17 protein-coding genes are annotated in these 20,200 nt (G+C 71.2%); 5 read left to right on the top strand and 12 right to left on the bottom strand.

The window, feature by feature from the left end; genetic code table 11:
* Genes gcl through sucC form a run of 5 tightly spaced genes read right to left on the bottom strand, consistent with a single transcriptional unit; the run spans window position 1 to window position 5,354 of the window.
* Entirely contained in the window at window positions 1-1,722 is a 1,722-nt protein-coding gene (gene gcl / locus AB0J87_RS20630; protein ID WP_363967323.1) for a glyoxylate carboligase, read from the bottom strand.
* A complete protein-coding gene (locus AB0J87_RS20635; protein ID WP_363967325.1) occupies window positions 1,719-2,579 on the bottom strand; it encodes an NAD(P)-binding domain-containing protein in 861 nt (286 codons plus the stop codon). The genes gcl and AB0J87_RS20635 overlap by 4 nt, the downstream gene beginning before the upstream one ends.
* Window positions 2,576-3,340, bottom strand: a complete 765-nt coding sequence (locus AB0J87_RS20640) for a TIM barrel protein (protein WP_363967327.1) — start codon at window positions 3,338-3,340, stop codon at window positions 2,576-2,578. The genes AB0J87_RS20635 and AB0J87_RS20640 overlap by 4 nt, the downstream gene beginning before the upstream one ends.
* The gene (gene sucD, locus AB0J87_RS20645) at window positions 3,337-4,224 is read right to left on the bottom strand and encodes a succinate--CoA ligase subunit alpha (RefSeq protein WP_350725090.1); all 888 of its coding nucleotides are present in this window, start codon (window positions 4,222-4,224) and stop codon (window positions 3,337-3,339) included. The genes AB0J87_RS20640 and sucD overlap by 4 nt, the downstream gene beginning before the upstream one ends.
* Window positions 4,224-5,354 carry an ADP-forming succinate--CoA ligase subunit beta gene (gene sucC, locus AB0J87_RS20650; protein ID WP_355208100.1) on the bottom strand — a complete coding sequence of 377 codons (1,131 nt, stop codon included), beginning with the start codon at window positions 5,352-5,354 and terminating at the stop codon, window positions 4,224-4,226. The genes sucD and sucC overlap by 1 nt, the downstream gene beginning before the upstream one ends.
* 89 nt (window positions 5,355-5,443) lie before the next feature.
* Between sucC and AB0J87_RS20655 the strand changes: the two genes are divergently transcribed.
* From AB0J87_RS20655 to AB0J87_RS20665, 3 genes are all read left to right on the top strand, one after another.
* Window positions 5,444-6,706, top strand: coding sequence for a hypothetical protein (locus tag AB0J87_RS20655; RefSeq protein ID WP_363967329.1), 1,263 nt, complete (start codon window positions 5,444-5,446; stop codon window positions 6,704-6,706).
* Between the two features lie 141 nt (window positions 6,707-6,847).
* A complete protein-coding gene (locus AB0J87_RS20660) occupies window positions 6,848-7,585 on the top strand; it encodes a GntR family transcriptional regulator (RefSeq protein WP_350725084.1) in 738 nt (245 codons plus the stop codon).
* A gap of 78 nt (window positions 7,586-7,663) precedes the next feature.
* Window positions 7,664-7,843: a hypothetical protein gene (locus AB0J87_RS20665; RefSeq protein WP_350725083.1), complete on the top strand. Its 180-nt coding sequence runs from the start codon at window positions 7,664-7,666 to the stop codon at window positions 7,841-7,843.
* A 41-nt stretch (window positions 7,844-7,884) separates the two neighbouring features.
* Here the strand turns inward: AB0J87_RS20665 and AB0J87_RS20670 are convergent, their stop codons facing one another.
* The 7 genes from AB0J87_RS20670 to AB0J87_RS20700 all read right to left on the bottom strand — a co-directional run bounded on the left by AB0J87_RS20670 (window position 7,885) and on the right by AB0J87_RS20700 (window position 17,183).
* Complete coding sequence (locus AB0J87_RS20670) at window positions 7,885-8,874, bottom strand: TerC family protein (RefSeq protein WP_350725081.1); 990 nt, start codon at window positions 8,872-8,874, stop codon at window positions 7,885-7,887.
* Window positions 8,871-9,359 carry a hypothetical protein gene (locus AB0J87_RS20675; protein WP_363967331.1) on the bottom strand — a complete coding sequence of 163 codons (489 nt, stop codon included), beginning with the start codon at window positions 9,357-9,359 and terminating at the stop codon, window positions 8,871-8,873. Before AB0J87_RS20675 ends, AB0J87_RS20670 begins: the two co-directional genes overlap by 4 nt.
* Complete coding sequence (locus AB0J87_RS20680) at window positions 9,359-10,849, bottom strand: Nramp family divalent metal transporter (protein ID WP_363967333.1); 1,491 nt, start codon at window positions 10,847-10,849, stop codon at window positions 9,359-9,361. Before AB0J87_RS20680 ends, AB0J87_RS20675 begins: the two co-directional genes overlap by 1 nt.
* 77 nt (window positions 10,850-10,926) lie before the next feature.
* The gene (locus tag AB0J87_RS20685; RefSeq protein ID WP_363967335.1) at window positions 10,927-13,038 is read right to left on the bottom strand and encodes an acetate--CoA ligase family protein; all 2,112 of its coding nucleotides are present in this window, start codon (window positions 13,036-13,038) and stop codon (window positions 10,927-10,929) included.
* A complete protein-coding gene (frc, locus tag AB0J87_RS20690; protein ID WP_355208121.1) occupies window positions 13,038-14,261 on the bottom strand; it encodes a formyl-CoA transferase in 1,224 nt (407 codons plus the stop codon). The genes AB0J87_RS20685 and frc overlap by 1 nt, the downstream gene beginning before the upstream one ends.
* Window positions 14,262-14,273: 12 nt before the next feature.
* Window positions 14,274-15,980, bottom strand: a complete 1,707-nt coding sequence (locus AB0J87_RS20695) for a thiamine pyrophosphate-binding protein (protein WP_363967337.1) — start codon at window positions 15,978-15,980, stop codon at window positions 14,274-14,276.
* A gap of 48 nt (window positions 15,981-16,028) precedes the next feature.
* Window positions 16,029-17,183, bottom strand: a complete 1,155-nt coding sequence (locus tag AB0J87_RS20700) for a molybdopterin molybdotransferase MoeA (protein ID WP_363967859.1) — start codon at window positions 17,181-17,183, stop codon at window positions 16,029-16,031.
* Between the two features lie 97 nt (window positions 17,184-17,280).
* On the opposite strand from AB0J87_RS20700, the gene AB0J87_RS20705 reads away from it, so the two are divergent.
* Both AB0J87_RS20705 and AB0J87_RS20710 read left to right on the top strand, forming a co-directional pair.
* Window positions 17,281-18,258, top strand: a complete 978-nt coding sequence (locus tag AB0J87_RS20705) for a 2-dehydropantoate 2-reductase (RefSeq protein ID WP_350725070.1) — start codon at window positions 17,281-17,283, stop codon at window positions 18,256-18,258.
* A 38-nt stretch (window positions 18,259-18,296) separates the two neighbouring features.
* The gene (locus AB0J87_RS20710; RefSeq protein ID WP_363967339.1) at window positions 18,297-20,198 is read left to right on the top strand and encodes a molybdopterin-dependent oxidoreductase; all 1,902 of its coding nucleotides are present in this window, start codon (window positions 18,297-18,299) and stop codon (window positions 20,196-20,198) included.
* The last annotated feature ends 2 nt before the right edge of the window (window positions 20,199-20,200 follow it).

Raw genomic sequence — 20,200 nt, forward strand, 5'->3', positions numbered from 1 at the left:
TCAGTCGGACCAGTCGGCGGTGATGAGCTCGGGCAGCGGCTCGAACTCCTTGATCGCCTCCAGCGACGGACCCATGGCGGCGTTGGCCTCGCGCTCCACCATCACCTCCACCAGCACCGGCAGCCGCTCCCGCGCCGACTCCGCCGTCGCCCAGGCCAGCGCGTCCCGGATGTCGCCCGGCAGCTCCACCCGGCGCGCCGGGCAGCCGAACGCCTCCATGGCCTTGACATGGTCGATGCCGCCTTCTCCGTAGTGCAGGTCCACGGCGTAGTTCATGTCGTACGGGATCTCGGCCTGCCTGATGAGGCCCAGGTACTCGTTGTTGATCATGACGATGACGAACGGGATCCGGTACTGGGCGGCCACCGCCACCTCCTCCATGAGGAACTGGAAGGAGTAGTCGCCCACCACCGCCACGACCTGCCGCTCCGGATGCGCGCACTTGACGCCCATCGCCGCGGGCACCTCCCAGCCCAGCGGCCCGGCCTGGCCGCACACCAGGTAGCGGCGCGGCAGGTAGGTCGTCTGGAACTGGCCCGACCAGATCTGGTAGAGCCCGATGGCGGTGACGAACGTGGTGTCCCTGCCGAAATACTCGTTGATCTCCCTGAACACCCTGGGCGGCTTGATCGGCACGTCGTCGAAGTCGTCGCGGCGGGCCATCGTCCTGCGCAGGTCGGCGACCTTCCGCACCCACTTGCCCGGCTGACGCGGCCCGCCCCGGCGGCGCGCCTCGTGCAGCAGCTCCCCGAGCACCGGCCGGGCGTGCCCGACGATCCCGAGATCCGGTTCGAAGACCCGGCCGATCTGCGTGGGCTCGATGTCCACGTGCACGAACGTGCGGCCCCGGCGATAGACGTCGAGGTCGCCGGTGTGCCGGTCGCCGAAGCGGGCCCCGATGGCCAGCACCAGGTCGCTCTCCAGGAACGCGGCGTTGCCCCACCGCGTCTGGGTCTGGATGCCCGCCATGCCCGCGAACAGCGGGTGGTCCTCGGGGAAGGCGCCCTTGCCCATGAGCGTCACCTGCACGGGCACCTGGAGGTGCTCGGCCAGCGCGCGCAGCTGGTCGGACGCGTCCGCGATGATCACGCCGCCGCCGGCCAGGATGATCGGCCGCCTGGCCTCGGCCAGCAGGTCCACGGCCTTGCGCACGGCTCCGGGCAGCGGCGCGGGCTCCTCGACGGGCAGCGGCGCGTCCAGCTCCCGGTCGTACAGGCAGGTCCCGCGCTGCACGTCCACCGGCAGGTCGATGAGCACCGGGCCGGGCCGCCCCGACCGCGCGATCCTGAACGCCTCCCTGAACACCCACGGCGCCTGCGCCGGCTCCTTGAGCTGCACCGCCCACTTGGTCACCGGCCGGGCGATCTCCACGATGTCCACCGCCTGGAACGCCTCCTGGTGCAGCTTGGAGGAGACCGCCTGGCCGGTGACGCAGATCATGGGGATCGAGTCGGCCAGGGCGGTGTAGAGGCCGGTGATCATGTTCGTGCCGGCGGGGCCGGAGGTGCCGATGCAGACGCCGACGTTCCCGGTCACCCTGGACCAGCCGTCGGCCGCGTGGGTGCCGCCCTCCTCGTGGCGTACGGTGACGTGCCTGATCGAGCTGTGCTGGAGCGCGGCGTAGAGCGGCAGGATGGCCGCGCCCGGGATGCCGAAGACGGTGTCCACCCCCTCCGACTCCAGCACCGCCACCACGGCCTCCATACACGGAATCCTCTTCATCCGTTGAGCCTTTCCACGACCTTCAGGAGGGCGGAGTGGTCGAGCGAGCCGTGGCCCTGTGCCCTGGCCGCGGCCACGAGCTGGGCGACCTGCCCGGTGAGCGGCAGGCTGACCCCGGCCTCGCGGGCGGCGGCGACGGCGATGCCCATGTCCTTGTGGTGCAGGTCGATCCGGAAGCCGGGGTTGAACTCCCGCCGGACCATGGTGTGCCGCTTGAGCTCCAGGATCCTGGAGCCCGCCAGGCCGCCCGCGAGCACGTCCAGCCCCGCCAGGGGGTCCACGCCGGAGGCTTCGAGCAGCACGATCGCCTCCGCCACGAGCCCGTAGATGCCGCCGACGACGAGCTGGTTGGCCGCCTTGACGGTCTGTCCCGCGCCGGCCGGGCCGACGTGCACGACGGTCGTGCCCAGGGTGCCCAGGACGGGCCGGGCCGCCTCGACGTCCTCGGCCACCCCGCCCACCATGATCGACAGGGTGCCGTCGATCGCGCCGCGCTCGCCGCCGCTGACGGGGGCGTCCACCGCCCGTACGCCGGCGGCCGCCGCCTGCCCGGCGACCCAGCGGGAGGTCTCGGGCTTGATGGTGCTCATGTCGATGTAGAGCAGGTTCGGGCGGCCGTACTCGACGATCAGCGGCGCGACCTCCTCCACCTGCGGCGAGTCGGGCAGCATCGTGATCACCACCTCGGCGCCGCCGACCGCGTCGACCACGCCGGAGGCGCCCTTGCCGCCCAGGCCGACGAGCTGTTCGACCCGCTCGGCGCTCACGTCATAACCGGTCACGACATGTCCGGCCTTGAGGAGGTTGGCCGCCATCGGGCTGCCCATGATCCCCAAACCGACGAACCCGATGTTCACGCCTGCCTCCAGTCGAACGCGCCCGGCCCCTGGTGCCGGTACTCCAGGCCGACGTGGCCTCGGTAGCCCGCCGCCGCCAGCCGGACGAAGATCTCGTCGTACGGCATGCGGCCGCTGCCGGGGTGTCCCCTGCCGGGGTCGTCGGCGATCTGCACGTGGCCGAACCTGGCGCTGTGCCGGTCGATGAGCTCCAGCACGTCCTCGCCCATCCGGTGCAGGTGGTAGAGGTCGGCCAGGAAGGCCACGTTCTCCCGGTCGACCTCGTCGATCAGCTCGAACGCCGCCCGCGACGACGTGATCGGATATTTCGGGTTCTCGTGGGAGTTGAGGGCTTCGACCACCACGGTCGCGCCGATCGAGGCCGCCGCGTCGGCCGCCCCGCGCAGGTTCGCCACGGCCAGGGCCCGGTCGGTGCCGGGATCGTTGCCGTACAGGGCGTTGAGCACGCCGCAGCCGAGCTCGCCCGCCAGCCGGACCGCCACGTCGATGTTGGCCCGGAACCGGGCGGAGCCGTCCGGCCTGGCCAGCAGGCCGCGCTCGCCGGCGGCCATGTCGCCCGCGTCGAAGTTGAGGCCGGTCAGGCGCACCCCGGCGTCCTCGATCGCCTGCCGCAGCGCCGCCACCTCGGCGCCCGCGGGGTCGGGGACGCCGAACGGCCACCACAGCTCGACCGCGTCGAACCCGGCCTTGGCCGCCGCCGCGGGCCGCTCCAGCAGCGGCAGCTCCGTGAAGAGAATGGACAGGTTGACGGCGAATCTCACGCCGCACCCCGCCGGCTCAGGGCTGAGCGCATGAGGCGGGCGGTCTCCGACGGGGTGCGCCCGACCCGGACCCCGGCCGCCTCCAGCGCCTCCTTCTTGGCCTGGGCGGTGCCCGACGAGCCGGACACGATCGCGCCCGCGTGCCCCATCGTCTTGCCCTCCGGCGCGGTGAACCCGGCCACATAGGCGACCACGGGCTTGCTGACGTTCGCGGCGATGTAGGCGGCGGCCCGCTCCTCGGCGTCGCCGCCGATCTCGCCGATCATGACGATGGCGTCCGTGCCGGGATCGTCCTGGAACGCCTGGAGGCAGTCGATGTGGGTGGTCCCGACGACCGGGTCGCCGCCGATGCCGACGGCGGTGGAGAAGCCGAGGTCGCGCAGCTCGTACATGAGCTGGTACGTCAGCGTGCCCGACTTCGACACCAGCCCGATGCGCCCGGCGGAGGTGATGTCGGCGGGGATGATCCCGGCCGAGGACTGCCCCGGGCTGATGAGCCCCGGGCAGTTGGGGCCGATGATCCGGGTGCGACCGTGCGCGAGTGCGCGGAAGCGCACCGCGTCGTGCACGGGGACGCCCTCGGTGATCACCACGCACAGGGGCATCCCGGCCTCGACCGCCTCCTCCACGGCCGGGCCGGTGAAGCGCGGCGGGACGAACACCACGGAGACGTCGGCCCCGGTCTCCCCCATGGCCTCGGCCACGGACCCGAACACGGGCACCGAGCGCTCGCCGAAGTCCACGGACCGGCCGCCCTTGCCGGGTGTCACCCCGGCCACGACGTCGGTGCCCGCGGCCAGCATGCGGGCCGTGTGCCTGGTGCCCTCCGCGCCGGTCATGCCCTGCACGAGCACCCGGCTGTCCTTGGTCAGAAAGATCGCCATCACGCACCTGCCGCGAGTCTGGCCGCCATCTCGGCGGCGCCGTCCATGGTGGAGACCTGCCGGACCGCCGGGTGCCGGGCGTCGCTCAGGATGCGCCGGCCCACCTCGGCGTTGTTGCCGTCCAGGCGTACGACGATGGGCCTGGCCAGGCCGCGCTCGCCGAGGAGCTCGAGCGCGGTGACGATGCCGCTGGCCACCGCGTCGCAGGCGGTGATGCCGCCGAAGACGTTGACCAGCACCGAGCGCACGTCGGGGTCGGCCAGGATGATCTCCAGTCCGTCGGCCATGATCTTGGCGGACGCGCCTCCGCCGATGTCCAGGAAGTTCGCGGGGGCGGCCCCGGCCCCGGCGACCACGTCGAGCGTGCTCATGACCAGCCCGGCGCCGTTGCCGATCACGCCCACCCGGCCGTCGAGCTTGACGTAGTTCAGCCCCTTGGCCCGGGCGCGGTCCTCCAGGCTGCCGGTGGCCTCCCCGTACTCCCAGGCGTGCCGGAACGCGGAGTTGTCGTCCAGGGTGACCTTGCCGTCGAGGGCCACGATGCGCTGGTCGGTGGTGCAGATCAGCGGGTTCACCTCGACCAGCAGGGCATCCTCCGCGACCAGGACCCGCCACAGCTTCTCCAGCACCTCGGCCGCCTGCTCGGGCAGCCCCGCCTTGGCCGCCAGCAGGCGCGCGGCGTCCGCGTCCACGCCCGTCACCGGGTCGACCGGCAGCCGCACCAGGGCGTCGGGGTCGGTGGCGGCCAGCTCCTCGATCTCCATGCCTCCCCGGCCGGACACCATCGCCAGGAAACCGCCCTCAGCCCGGTCGACAAGGAAAGCCGCGTAGTACTCCTCGAACGGGACGGTCGCCGCCTCGACCAGCACGCTGCGCGCGACGTGCCCCTTGATGTCCATCCCGATCACGTGCTCGGCCTCGGCCTCGGCGGTGACCGGCCCGGCCGCCGTCCTGATCCCGCCCGCCTTGCCGCGTCCGCCGGTCTTCACCTGGGCCTTGATGACGACGGGCGCGTTCAGCTCGGCCGCTATCGCGCGGGCCTCCGCCGGGGTGGCCGCGATCCTGCCGGCCGGGACCGGGATCCCGTGACGCCCGAAGAGCTCCTTCGCCTGATACTCGTACAGGTCCATTCGAGCCTCCTTTGTAGACGGTATACCGTATGGAAAAACCCTCGTCTAGGGTCTCGACAGTCTCTCGTCTACTGGATATTCCATACAGTATGGAGAATGCAGTTAGAGACTGGCGCGGGCGTTCGTACCTCCCCGGACCCGTCCCCGCCGACCGCACGCGCATGTTCTGGCTGGCCTGGGGGGCCATGGCGGCGATCAGCCCGCTCCAGTACGGCTACGCCGCCCTCCTCGCCAAGGAGGCCACCGGGCTCACCCTCCTGGCCGTCTGGATCGCCTGCCAGGCCGCGGGCGCCCTGCCCGCGCTCCACCTGGTACGGCGGGGCCGCCTCGGCGTCCGTACCAGCCTGGCCGCGGGAGCCGCCCTGAGCTTCGCCGGCCTCGCCGCGGCGGCGCTCCCGCTGAGCACCCCGGGCGCCTTCGTGGGGTACGCACTCCTCGGCGGGCTGGGCGCGGGCCTGGTCTACGGGGTCTGCGGCGAGGTCGTCTCCTCCTGGTACCCGGAACGGCCCGCCGCCCGGGTCGGGCTGATCACCGGCGCCTTCGGCTACGGCGCGGTGCCCCTGCTCGTCTGGGCCGGGATCGCGCCGGCCGCCACGTCCATCGCGTTCCTGGTCGCGGCGGTCGTCGCGCTGGCGGTCATCGGGACCGCGGCCCGGCACCTGCGGCTGCCTCCCGCGCTGTGGTGGCCCGCGGACGTGGACCCGCGCTCGCACGCGCTCGACGCGGCGCGGCTGCGCACGACGCCGGAGGCGGCCCGGCAGTTCGGGCCGGCGCAGGCGCTGCGCACGCGTACGCTGCCGGCGCTGGCCCTGATCCTGACGTGCGCGGGCGCGGTGTCGGTCTTCGACGTGATCGTGATCGCGGGGACCGGGTCGTGGGGCGCGCTGGCCGTCCTGGTGGCGCTGAACGGGGCCAGCCGGTCGGTGGCGATGCGCTGCTCGGAGCTGTACGGCCGGCGCCGCGTGCTCGCCGCCGTCCTGACCGCCCTCGCCACCGGCCAGGTGCTCCTCGCCATCGCCCTCGCCACCACGCCACCCGGCGCCGGGCCCGTGCCGGCCGGAGGGCCGCTGTTGTGGTTCGGGGCCGTGGCGGCCGGGCTCGGGGGCGGGGCGTTCTACCCGCTGCTCGCCAGCCTGGTGCGGGAGTTCTTCGGGGTCGAGCGGGCGGGCGAGATCCACGCCGTCGTCTACAGCGCCAAGGCCCTGGCCGGAGCGGGGGCCGCCGCCCTGGCCCTGCTCGCCCTGAGCGCGCCTGTGCCCGCGCTCGCCGTCGCCGCCGCTCTCGCCGCCCTTCCGGCCCTGGCCATCCCCCGCCTCCGCATCCCCGGCCTCCCGGCCACCATCCCCTTGTGACACCCACCCGCCCCGCCGGTCACGGGCGCCGCCCTCCATCACCGGGGCGCCTGTGATGAGGCTCACGGCCAGGAGAGATCCTTGGACGGTATGCTGTAGGCAGTCGACGAAAAACCGTAACGCAGCCCTGGAGACGTGACCATGTTGCTGTCGGATCAGGCCGGTCAGGCGGCGGCCACCAAGATTCCCCGCCCAGCCACGCTCCGCGAGAGCGTTATCGAGGCTATCCAGGAGCTCATCGTCTCCGGGCAGCTCAAGCCGGGCCAGCACCTCGTGGAGAGCGAGCTGGCCGAGCTGCTCGGCGTGTCCAGGCAGCCGGTCCGCGAGGCGCTGCAGCAGCTCAGCGGCGAGGGCTGGGTCGACCTGTTCCCCGGCCAGGGCGCGTTCGTGCACGTCCCGACCGTGGAGGAGGCCGACCAGCTGCTGGCCGTGCGCACGCTGCTGGAGACCGAGTCCGCCAGGCTCGCCGCCAAGCAGGCGGGCGAGGACGGCGTCAAGCGGCTGCGCGCCCTGTGCGCGCGGGGCATCGCGGCGGTGGAGGCCGACGACGTCGACTCCGCCGTGGCGACCAACTCCGAGCTGCACGCCCTGGTGACCGCCCTGTCGGGCAACAAGGTCCTCTCCGAGCTGGCCAGCCAGGTCGCCAGGCGGGTGCGGTGGTACCACACGCCGGTGGCCCGCCAGCGCGGCATGGCCTCGTGGGAGGAGCACACCTCGCTGATCGACGCCATCGAGGCGGGCGACGAGCGGCGCGCGGCCAAGATCATGCGCGAGCACACCGAGCACACCCGCGCCTCGTACATGGCTCAGCGCGAGCAGGAGCCCGTCCAGCCGGCGCCCAAGCCGGTGCGGCGGCGCCGGACGCGGCAGCCGGGTTGATCTGCCGTTCACAAGAGACCGCATGCTCCGAAACACCTCGGGTAGAGGATGGAGCCGGACGAATGGAGGTGCGTGACCATGAAGGCGTTCATCCGCTTTCTCCTCGGTGATCCCGCGGGCCAGGCAGCGGACGGCCGGGTGATCGGCCTGGGTCTGAGCACAGCTCTCAAGAAGCACTACTCCGCCGACGAAGCGGACCGCTACCTGCGCGAGTGGGCGGCCGCGGAGCACGACGTACCCAACTGTCCGCGTCACTGAGGAGCCGCGGCAGGGACGATCGCCCCGATGCCGCGGCGTGGTCAGCGTTCCACGGGCTCGGGCTCCACCCCCTCCGAGGCCGCGGCGGACGCCCTCGCGTCGCGGGCCGACTTGATGAGGCTCAGCACCGTGGTGACGGCTAGGGTGCCGACGATGACGCCGAGGGAGACCAGGATCGGGATCTCCGGCGCCCACGACACGCCGTCGTGGTGCAGGGCCTCGAGGATCAGCTTCACGCCGATGAAGGCCAGCACCACCGACAACCCCTTGCTCAGGTAGACGAGCCGGTCGAGCAGCCCGCCGATGAGGAAGAAGAGCTGGCGCAGCCCCATGAGGGCGAAGGCGTTGGCGGTGAAGACCAGGTACGGCTCCTTGGTGAGGCCGAAGATGGCCGGGATGGAGTCGAGCGCGAAGAGCAGGTCGGTGGTCCCGATGGCGACCATGACGATCAGCATCGGGGTGACCATCCTGCGGCCGAGGTGCACGGTGAGCCGGGCGCCGTGATAGGTGTCCGTGGTCGGGAGCACCCGGCGCACCGCGCGCAGGGCGACGTTCTCGGAGAACTCCGCCTCGTCGTCCTCGCCGCCCATGAGCTTCCACGCCGTGTAGACGAGGAAGGCGCCGAAGACGTAGAAGAGCCAGTCGAACCTGGCCACCGCGCCCGCGCCGGCCGCGATGAACGCGCCGCGCATCCCCAGCGCCAGGATGATGCCGATGAGCAGCACCTTCTGGCGGTACTCGCGCGGCACCTGGAAGCGGCTCATGATCAGTAGGAAGACGAAGAGGTTGTCCACGCTGAGCGAGTACTCGGTGATCCAGCCGGCGAAGAACTCCCCGCCGTGCGCGGGGCCCGACAGCAGCAGGAGTCCCACGCCGAAGGCCGCGGCCAGGGCGACGTAGAACGAGACCCAGGCCACGCACTCCTTCATGGACGGCTCGTGCGGCCTCCTGGCGACGAGCCAGAAGTCCACGGCGAGCACGACCGCGAAGCCGGCGATCGTGGCCAGCCAGATCCAGGGCGGCAGGTTCACCGGCGGGCCCCCTTCCGTGCGCGCAACATCCCGGCGTGCCGGACGTAGACGCCGAGCAGGTCCTTGGCCAGCGGGTTGGCGGCGGCACGGCGGATCAGCCAGTACGGCATGATCCGCTCGTGCAGCCAGACGAAGCCGATCGCGAAGCCGAGGCTCACCATCGCCTGGTACGCCAGGAACGGCAGCACTCCGTCGGCCAGGCCGATCCCGACCAGGCTCTCCTGCGTGAGCCGGGACACGGGGAAGGCCGCCACCCAGTACAGGCCGACCGGCCCGAAGGTCCCCGGACGGAACACGCCGTGGCCGAGCAGCACGCCGTACAGGCCGCCGAAGAGGGCGAGCGGCACGGCGAGCGACAGGGCCGACAGCGCGGCCATCCCGGTGGGCTGCCCCGCGAACAGGGTCAGCCCACCGGCCATGGCTCCGGCGACGGCTCCGATCGACGCCCCTGGCAGGGCGAGTTCGAGGCTGTGCCGTCCGTCCATCAGCCCACGACCACGCCGAAGGCGAACAGACTGTAGAACAGCATCCCCAGGTAGAACACCGCACCGAAGCCGATGATGACGTTCGTCCACCACTTGGGCCGGATCGGTTTGGGCAGCATGCGGTTGTTCACCAGGAGCAGGGTCACGCAGTACGCCCCCATCGCGAACGTCGACAGGAACGCCAGCGTGTCCAGGATCCCGCTCGGCCCGTCGGCCGGTCCGAACAGCAGGATCAGGATGCCGAAAATGATCACGCCCCAGAGGAAGACCCCGTACAGGCGCGACATGCCCAGCTTCTTCGCCCCGGGCACGAAGTGGTACGTCATGTCAGCCTGGCCCCGGGAGAAGGAGTCGAACAGCCCCAGGGTGGCGTTCAGGCCGATCAGCGCGATGAACCCGAGGAACACCGCCCCGAGCACCGAGCTGCCCGCGTGGGAGACGGCGTTGGCCATCGCGGTGAGCGCCACCTCGCGGTCGTCACCCTGGATGACCTCCCGCACGCCCGGGTTGAGCCGCACGGCGGACTGCGCGATCACCGTGAACGAGATCGTCACCAGCATGGTGACGCCCCAGAACAGCAGCAGCGCGTCGAACGTGACCCAGCGCCGCCATCCCTTCCACTTGGCCATCTCGGCCGGGTCCTCGGTGTCGAACATGAACCCGCGCGCGGGCATCTCCTCTTGCTGTCCCGCGTGCCGCAGCCCGCGGATCTGCGGGATGTGCGCGCCCATGCCGGCCCCGGAGTCACGCAGGTGCAGCGTGTACCACATCTGCTGCATGCCGGAGGGTCCGGCGAAGGCGCACGCCCCCACGATGACGGGGAACCAGGCCGCCGACATGGCCTCCGACGGGAAGTAACCGAAGGAGAACATGCCCGAGAGCGTGGAGGCCACGTCGCCCCAGGAGCCGACCATGGCCGCGACCACCGCCGTGCCGATCACGAGTGTGCCGATGAGCAGCGACAGCACGTTCTCCAGCACGTTGTAGATCACCTTGGCCAGGCTGAACACCACGCCGACCAGGACGAGCCCGACGATGGCGGTCACCATCCACGGGATGCCGGTGATCTCCTCGAACGCCGCCGCCCCGGCCGACAGGTGTCCCGGCCAGATGTAGACGGCGATGGCCACGATGAAGAAGAACCACATCAGCGGCTTGAACACCCGGGCCGCGCCGGAGAAGATGCTCTCCCCCGTCGCCATGGCGTAGCGTGCCATCTCCAGCATCACGAAGGCCTGCAGCGTGACGCCGATCAGGAACAGCCACCTGATCTCGGGCCCGAACAGCAGCACCAGCCTGGGCCACATGTACGACTCGCCCATGCCCACGCCCAGCGCGACGAGGAAGACCGTCGGCCCGAGAATGTGCACCGACGGAGGCGCGTCGGGCAGCTTCCTGATGGGCATCGGCGCGAGCCGGCCCGCTTTCCATACTCGTTCGTCCTCGACCGGCGGCGTGGCCGTCGCCGGTGGTGTTTTCGATGTGTCCACCTACGGACCTCCTGGGGGGTTGTTGCTTCCTCGTGCGCCCCGATTAGCCCCCTCACCCGGCTTGTTGCGCTCGGCTCTTAGCGCAACAAGCCGGCAGCCCTGGCCCAGCGGTATTTCGCGCCGAGGACCGCCACGGGCTTCTCCGTCGTGTACGGGTACGCGACCACGCCGTGCTCGAACAGGTACTCGCTGGCCTCCTCTACCTCGGTGTCGCCGGCGAGCGACGCGACGACCGGCTTGACGTTGCCCTTCGCCCGCTCCTCCGCCACGACGCGGGCGATGAGCTCGGCGAAGACCATCGGCGGCGTCACGATCGTGTGCCAGTAGCCCAGGACGAGCGCGTGGATGCGCTCGTCGGCCAGGCCGAGGCGGACCGTGTTCTCGTAGGTCGAGGGGGGTTCGCCGCCGGTGATGTCGATGGGGTTGCCCGCCGCGCCGAACGGCGGGATGTAGGCGCGGAAGGCCGCGTCCAGGTCGGGCGGGATGTCCATGAGCGTCAGGCCGGCGTCCACGATGGCGTCCGACAGCAGCACGCCGGAGCCGCCCGCCCCGGTGATGATGACGACGTTCTCGCCCTTGGGCGCGGGCAGGATCGGCAGCGCGCGGGCGTATTCGAGCATGTCGTTGAGGCCCGGCGCGCGCACGACCCCGGCCTGCCGCAGGATGTCGTCGTAGACCTTGTCGTCGCCCGCCAGCGCGCCCGTGTGCGAGCCCGCCGCCCGCGCGCCCATCGCGGTGCGGCCGGCCTTGAGCACGATGACCGGCTTCTGCCTGACGACCCGGCGCGCGGCCTCGACGAAGCCGCGGCCGTCCTTGAGGTCCTCCAGGTGCATGGCGACGGCCTTGGTGTTGTCGTCCTGCTCGAAGAAGGTCAGCAGGTCGTCCTCGTCCACGTCGGCCTTGTTGCCGACGCCGACGATGGCCGAGACGCCCATCTTGGTGGTGCGGCTGAAGCCCAGGATGGCCATGCCGATGCCGCCGCTCTGCGAGGTCAGCGCCACGCTGCCCTTGACGTCGTACGGGGTGCAGAACGTCGCGCAGAGGTTCTCCGGCGTGTAGTAGTAGCCGTAGATGTTGGGTCCGAGCATGCGCACGCCGTGCCTGCGCGCGATCTCGACGATCTCCTTCTGCCCCTCGACGTTCCCCGTCTCGGCGAACCCCGACGGGATCATGATCGCGCCCGCCACGCCCTTGCGCCCGGTCTCCTCCAGCGCCGGCGCCACGAACTTGGCGGGGATCGCGAACACGGCCACGTCCACGTCGCCGGGCACGTCCGAGATGCTCTTGTACGCGGTCAGCCCCATGATCTCGTCGGCCTTGGGGTTGATCGGGAAGATCTGCCCCTGGTAGCCGCCGTTGATGAGGTTGCGCATGACCGAGTTGCCGATCTTGCCGGTCTCGGCGGAGGCGCCGATCACGGCCACCGAGCGCGGCTTGAAGATCCGCGTCATCTGCCGGAGGATCTCCTCCCGCGACAGGCGGGCGACCTCGGCGGGCTTGTCGCCGATGAGGATGCGCACGTCGGCGGCGACCGCGCCGTTCGCGTCGGCGAAGACGGGGTTGAGGTCCACCTCGACGATCTCGGGGAAGTCGGAGACCAGCCGGCCGACACGCTCGATCAGCTCCGCCAGCGCCTGGCGGTCGGCGGGCTCGGCCCCCCGGGCACCACGGAGCACTTCTGCCGCCCTGATGTCGTCCAGCATCCCAAGCGCATCTTCTCCCGAGACGGGGGCGAGCCGGAAGGTCACATCCTTGAGCACCTCGACCAGAACGCCGCCCAGCCCGAACGCGATGACCTTGCCGAACGTGGGATCGGTGACGGCGCCGACGATGACCTCGTGGCCGCCGCCGACGAGCTGCTGCACCTGGACGCCGTCGATGGCGGCGTCGGCGTTGTACGCGCGGGCGTTGGCGAGGATCGTGTCGTAGCCCGCGCGGACCTCCTCCGCGCTCTTCAGGCCGACCAGCACGCCGCCCGCGTCCGTCTTGTGCAGGATGTCCGGGGAGACGATCTTCAGGACGACCGGGAGGCCGATGCGCTCGGCGATGGAGACCGCCTCGTCGGCCGAGGTGGCCAGGCCCTCGCCCGGGGTGGCGATGCCGTACTCCTCGCAGATCTTGCGCCCCTCGGGGGCGGTCAGGGCCGTGCGGCCCTCGGCGAGCGCCTTCTCGATGACTTCCCTGACCACTAGATGACTCCGTTCGTCTTCAGTTGGGCCAGCTCGTCCGCGCTGACGCCGAGCTCGCCGTAGATCTCCTGGTTGTGCTCGCCGAGCAGGGGCGGGGTGCGGACGTCGACCGGGGAGTCCGACAGCTGCAGCGGGCTGCCGACGGTCACGAACTCGCCGCGCTCCGGGTGGTCGACCGTGACGACGATGCCCTCCTCGCGCAGGCTCTCGTCCTGGACCAGCTCCTTGGTGGACAGGATCGGCCCGCACGGGATGTTCTCGGCGTTGAGCCGGTCGAGGACCGTCCACTTGTCGTGGCGGATCGTCCACTCCTCGATGAGCTGGAACATCTTGTCCAGCTTCGGCAGCCGCGCCTCGGGCGTCGCCCACTCGGGGTCCTCGGCCAGCTCGGGGCGGCCGATGATGTTCGAGATGGGCTTCCAGCCGACCGGCTGCACGATCACGTAGATGTAGTCGTTGGGTCCGCCGGGCGCGCAGCGCACCGCCCAGCCGGGCTGGCCGCCGCCGCTGGCGTTGCCCGAGCGGGGCACCTCGTCGCCGAACGTCTTGTTCGGGTACTCGCGCAGCGGGCCGTGCGCCAGGCGCTGCTGGTCGCGGAGCTTGACGCGGCACAGGTTCAGCACGGCGTGCTGCATGGCCACCTGTACGCGCTGCCCGCGGCCGGTCTGCTGGCGCTGGTAGAGGGCGGCCAGGATGCCGGCGACCGCGTGGATGCCGGTGCCCGAGTCGCCGATCTGCGCCCCGGTGGCCAGCGGCGGGCCCTCCTCGAAGCCGGTGGAGGTCATCGAGCCGCCCATGGCCTGGGCGATCACCTCGTACGCCTTGAACTTGGCGTACCTGCCGGTGCCGAAGCCCTTGATCGAGGCGTAGATCAGGCGCGGGTTGAGCTCCTGGAGGCGGTCCCAGGTGAAGCCCATGCGGTCGACCGCGCCCGGGCCGAAGTTCTCGACCAGGATGTCGGCGCTCCTCACCAGGTCGGTGAAGATCTCCTTGCCGCGCTCGCTCTTCATGTTGAGGGTGATGCTGCGCTTGTTGCAGTTGAGCATCGTGAAATAGAGGCTGTCGACGTCCGGGAGATCGCGGAGCTGCTGCCGGGTGATGTCGCCGGTCGGGGCCTCCAGCTTGACGACGTCCGCGCCCAGCCAGGCGAGCAGCTGGGTGCAGGACGGGCCCGACTGGACGTGGGTCATGTCGAGGACGCGGACACCTTCGAGAGCCTTCATGTTGGAGCTCCCCTACTTGTACATCGTCTGGTTCATGGTTCCGGGGGCGTAGACCTCTGGATCGACCCACACGTTGATCAGGGAGGGCTTGCCCGACTCCCGGGCCCGCTCCAGCGCGGGGCGGATCTCGGCCGGGTCGCGCACCTCCTCGCCGTGGCCGCCGAGCAGCTTGGCGAAGTCGCCGTAGCGGATGTCGCCGAGGGTGTTGCCGACACGGGCGCGGTCCTCGCCGTACTTGGCGGCCTGGCCGTACCTGATCTGGTTCATGGACGAGTTGTTGCCGATGACCCCGATGAACGGCAGGTCGAAGCGGACCATGGTCTCGAAGTCCCAGCCGGTCAGGCTGAAGGCGCCGTCGCCGAACAGGCAGAGCACCTCCTTGTCGCGCCGCGCCTGCTTGGCCGCCATCGCGAACGCCATGCCGACGCCGAGCGTGCCGAGCGGTCCCGGGTCCATCCAGTGGCCGGGCGACTTGGGCTGCACGACCTGGCCGGAGAAGGTGACGATGTCGCCGCCGTCGCCGATGTAGATCGTGTCCTCGGTGAGGAACTCGTTGATCTCGTGGACCAGGCGGTAGGGGTCGATGGGCTGGGCGCTGGAGAGCTGGCGGGGCAGGCGCTTCTCGTACGCCTGGGTCTCCACCGCGCGCAGCTCGTCCATCCACTCCTTGCGCTTGGTGACCGCGTTCTCGATGCGGCCGCTGGCGGCCTGGGCCGCCGCCGCGAGGACGAGGCCGGCGTCGCCGACGATCCCCAGGTCGATGTCGCGGTTCTTGCCGACCGTGCGGTAGTCGAGGTCGATCTGGACCACGGCGGCGGTCGGCGACAGGCGCTTGCCGTAGCCCATCCGGAAGTCGAACGGGGTGCCGACGATGATGATCAGGTCGGCGTTGGTGAAGGCGTACCTGCGGCTGAGCTGGAAGTGGTGCGGGTCGCCGGGCGGGAGCGTGCCGCGGCCCGAGCCGTTCATGTACGCGGGCACGTTCAGGGCCCGGACGAAGTCGATCGCGGCGTCCGTGGCCCGGCACGTCCACACCTGGCTCCCGAGCAGGATGCACGGCTTCTCCGCGTGCGCCAGCATGTCGGCCAGCCGCTCGATCGCCTCGGGGTCGCCCTGCTGGCGGGTCGAGGCCCGGTAGTGCCCGGTCTTGGGGATGCGCGCCTTCTCCAGGGGGACCTTCGCGTCGAGCACGTCGCGCGGGATCTCCAGGAACGACGGGCCCGGAGCGCCGTGGTAGCACTCGCGGAAGGCCATCGACACGATGTCCGCCACCCGCTCCGTGCTCGGCACCGTGGCCGCGAACTTGGTGATCGGGCTCATCATGTCCACGTGCGGCAGGTCCTGCAGCGAGCCCATCTTGTGCTGGCTCAGCGCTCCCTGGCCGCCGATGAGCAACATGGGGCTCTCCGCGCGGAAGGCGTTAGCCACGCCCGTGACCGCGTCGGTCGTGCCCGGCCCGGCGGTGACCACCGCGCAGCCGGGCTTGCCGGTGATGCGCGCGTACCCGTCGGCCGCGTGTGCCGCCACCTGCTCGTGGCGTACGTCGATGACCTCGATGCCCTCATCGACGCAGCCGTCATAGATATCGATGATGTGGCCGCCGCAGAGCGTGTAGATCACGTCCACACCCTCGGCCTTGAGTGCCTTGGCTACGAGATGACCACCAGAGATCGTTTCCGACATCATGCCACCCTTTCCGGCGTCGGCTGTCTTCCGCATACTGCATACCGTATGACCGCAATGGTTACTCCCTCCCGTTCGGCCTGTCTAGCCCCCCGGGGGCAACTCGATCAGCTCGACCTGCTCACCGGCCCACCCCGGAGGGACGACGGCCAGCGCGTCGGCCAGCGCCGCCCCCCACAGCGAACCCGGCCGGTCGTGCCCCACCGGCACCGCGCCCCGGCCCGACCTCCGGACCGGCACGAGCCGCGTGTCGCGCGGGTGCGCCCGCACCGCTCCGGCCAGCGCCGACGTCTCCGTGCGGACGGGGATCCCGGCCAGTTCTCGCAGGATGGGTGCGAGCAGCGTGAGGGCCGCGCCGAGGGCCGCGAACGGGTTTCCCGGCAGGCCGACGACCAGCGACCCTCCGGGCAGCCGGGCCAGGAGCTGCGGATGCCCGGGCCGCACGGCGACGCCGTCGACGATCACGTCGGCGCCGAGGTCGCCGAGCACGGCCCTGAGGTGGTCGGCGGGCCCCTTGGACGACGCGCCGCACACGACGAGGACGTCCGCCGCCCCGGTCTTGAGTGCGGCGTGGAGCGCTTCCCGGCCGTCGGGCAGCACGTCGGTGCTCGCCACCCGGCCGCCGGCCCACGCCACCAGCCCCGGCAGGAACGGGCCGATGGCGTCGCGCACCCGGCCCGGCGCGGGCAGGCCCTCGTGCACGACCTCGTCCCCGGTGATCAGCACCGCGACCTGCGGGCGGGGCCGTACCGGCAGCTCGTCGTGGCCCAGCGCGGCGGCCAGCCCGAGCGCCACCGGGGTCACCACCGCGCCCGCGCCCAGCACGACCGCGCCCTCGGCGATGTCCTCGCCCCGCCGCCGGATGTGCCGCCCGAGCTCGGCGGCGCCGTTCACCCGCGCCCCGTCCACCGCGGCCTGCTCGTACGGCAGCACCGCCGACGCCCCCGCGGGCGTCGGCGCGCCGGTGGCGATCTCGACCGCCTCCCCCGGCCGCAGCTCCTTCCCGTAGCAGGCGCCACCGGCCAGAACCCGGCCGACCACCCGCCACGGGCCGGCACCGGCCACCGCGTAGCCGTCCATCGCCGAAACGTCCACCCCGGGCACCGCCACCAGAGCCGTCAACGGCGCGGCGAGGCGGCCGCCGAGAGCGTCGGCGAGCAGCACGGACGCGGGTTCGAGGGGCGTCGCGGCCCCCTTCGCGAGGGCCCGCGCGGTCACCCAGGTCGTCGATTCCATCACTAGATCATGCCGAAGAACGGTCACAGGCATGCTCCTTGACCCACGTTTTTCCATACTGTATACCGAATGCAAATCCGACGCGAGAACGGAGCGCAGCATGAAGGTCGCTGTTCTTGGCGCCGGCGCCATCGGCGCATACGTGGGGGCCGCCCTCCACCGGGCGGGAGTCGAGGTGCACCTCATCGCGAGAGGCGAGCACCTGCAGGCGATCCGGCGCGCCGGTGTGCGGGTGCTCACCCCCAGAGGCGACTTCACCGCCCATCCCCATGCCACCGACGACACCACCCAGGTCGGCCCGGTGGACCACGTCTTCCTGGGCCTCAAGGCGAACAGCTACGCCTCCGCGGGCCCCATGATCAGGCCGCTCCTGCACGAGGCCACGAGCATCATCGCCGCGCAGAACGGCATCCCGTGGTGGTACTTCCACGGGCTCAAGGGCCCCTACGAGGGCTACCGCATCGAGAGCGTCGACCCGGGCGGCGCGGTCACGACCGCGCTGCCCCTGCACCGTGCCGTCGGCTGCGTCGTGTACGCCGCCACCGAGATCGAGCGGCCCGGCGTGATCCGCCATCTTGAGGGCACCCGCTTCTCCATCGGCGAGCCGGACGGCGAGCTGACCGAGCGGTGCGCCGCCTTCAGCCAGGCCGCGATAGCCGGCGGGCTCAAGTGCCCGGTGGAGCGCGACCTGCGCAAAGACGTGTGGGTCAAGCTCATGGGCAACATCGCCTTCAACCCGATCAGCGCGCTGGCCAGGGCGACGATGGCCGGGATCTGCCGCCACGACGGCGCCAGGGAGCTGGTCGTGGCCATGATGCGGGAGACCGTCGAGGTGGCCGGGCGGGTCGGCTGCGATCCGGGGATCTCCATCGAGCGCCGCCTGAAGGGGGCGGAGAAGGCGGGCGAGCACAAGACCTCCACGCTGCAGGACCTGGAGAAGGGCAAGCCGCTGGAGCTGGACGTGCTGCTCGCGGCGGTGGTCGAGCTGGCCGACCTCACCGGCGCCGAGGTGCCGACGCTGCGTGCCATCCACGCGGTGAGCGACCTCCTCAACGCCAACCTTGTCCGCGCGGTCTAACGGGGAATACCGTAGCCTGTATACAGAATGGAGGGATCATGAGCTATGACCGCCTGACCCATCCACTGGTGCGTGAGAACGGCGTGCTGCGCAGGGCGACCTGGGAGGAGGCCCTGGAGCGGGCGGCGGAGGGCTTCCGCCGCAACCTCGCCGCGCATGGGCCCGACTGCTTCGCCATGTTGTCGTGCGCCCGTTCCACCAACGAGATGAACTACGTCGGGCAGAAGTTCACCCGCGTGGTGATCGGCACCAACAACGTGGACTCCTGCAACCGCACCTGCCACGCGCCGAGCGTGGCGGGGCTGTCGGCGGTGTTCGGCAGTGGTGGCGGCACGTCCTCCTACCAGGAGGTGGAGGACACCGATGTGATCGTGATGTGGGGTTCGGCGGCGCGTAACGCCCACCCCATCTTCTTCCAGCACGTGCTGAAGGGCATCCACAACGGCGCGCGGATGTTCGCGGTGGACCCGCGCCGCACCGGCACCGCCCAGTGGGCCGACCTGTGGCTGGGGCTGAACGTGGGCACGGACATCCCCCTCGCCCACGCGGTGGCCAGGGAGATCATCCAGGCCGGGCTGCACAACGAGGCGTTCATCGAGCGGGCCACGGTCGGGTTCGAGGAGTTCAAGGAGTCGGTCGAGCCCTGGACGCTGCCCGTCGCCGAGCAGGTCACCGGCGTGCCCGCGCACGCCATCCGCGAGCTGGCCCACGCCTACGCCCGCGCCGACCGCGCCCAGCTGTGCTGGACGCTCGGCATCACCGAGCACCACAACGCGACGGACAACGTACGGGCCCTGATCAACCTGTCCCTGCTCACCGGCCACGTCGGCCGCTACGGCTCCGGCCTGTCGCCGCTGCGCGGCCAGAACAACGTGCAGGGCGGCGGCGACATGGGCGCCATCCCCAACCGGCTGCCCGGCTTCCAGGACATCCTCGACCCCGGCATCAGGGCGCGTTTCGAGAGCGCGTGGGGCAGGGAGATCCAGCCCCGCTACGGACTCAACCTCACCCAGATGCTGGAGGCCATGGCCGACGGCGAGGTGACCACCTGCTATCTCATCGGTGAGAACCCCGTGCAGTCCGAGGCCGACTCCCTGGCCTGCATCAAGCGCCTGTCCATGCTCGACCACCTGGTCGTGCAGGACATCTTCCTCACCAAGACCGCCCAGATGGCCGACGTCGTGCTGCCTGCCAGCGCCGCCTGGTGCGAGGCGGACGGCACGTTCACCAACAGCGAGCGCCGGGTCCAGCGGGTGCGCAAGGCCCTCGATCCGCCGGGCGAGGCGCGCGACGACATCTGGATCATGTGCGAGCTGGCGCGCAGGCTGGGCCACGACTGGCACTACGACGGCGCCGAGGAGGTCTGGAACGAGCTGCGCGCCATGTCGCCCCAGCACCACGGCATGACCTACCAGCGGCTGGCCGACCTGCAGGGCATCCAGTGGCCCTGCCCGTCGGAGGACTCGCTGGAGCCGCCCTACCTGCACGGCAGGCTGTGGGAGAGCGACCCGGTCAGGCGGGGCGTGCCGGCTCCGTTCGCGGTGCTGCGCCATTCGCCGCCGGTGGACCTGCTGGACGAGGAGTATCCGCTGCGGTTGACGACCGGGCGGCGGCTCGACTCGTACAACACGGGCGTGCAGTCCTCCGGGTTCGCCTCTCCCCTGCGCCGGGGCGAGACGGTGGAGCTCTGCCCCGAGGACGCCGACCGGCTCGGCGTCGTCGCGGGCGAGGAGGTGCGGATCACCTCGCGGCGCGGGTCGGTGGTCGCGCCGGTCTTCATCGACCCCGCCCTGCGGCCGGGGCTGGTGTTCATGACCATGCACTTCCCGGACGAGGTGGACACCAACTCGCTCACCATCGAGGCCACCTGCCCGATCGCGGGCACCGCCGAGTTCAAGGCGGCGGCCGTACGCGTCGAGAAGCTCGTGAAGGCCGGGTGATC

The organism is Nonomuraea sp. NPDC049625, assembly GCF_040675285.1.
Classification (GTDB): Bacteria; Actinomycetota; Actinomycetes; order Streptosporangiales; family Streptosporangiaceae; genus Nonomuraea; species Nonomuraea angiospora_A.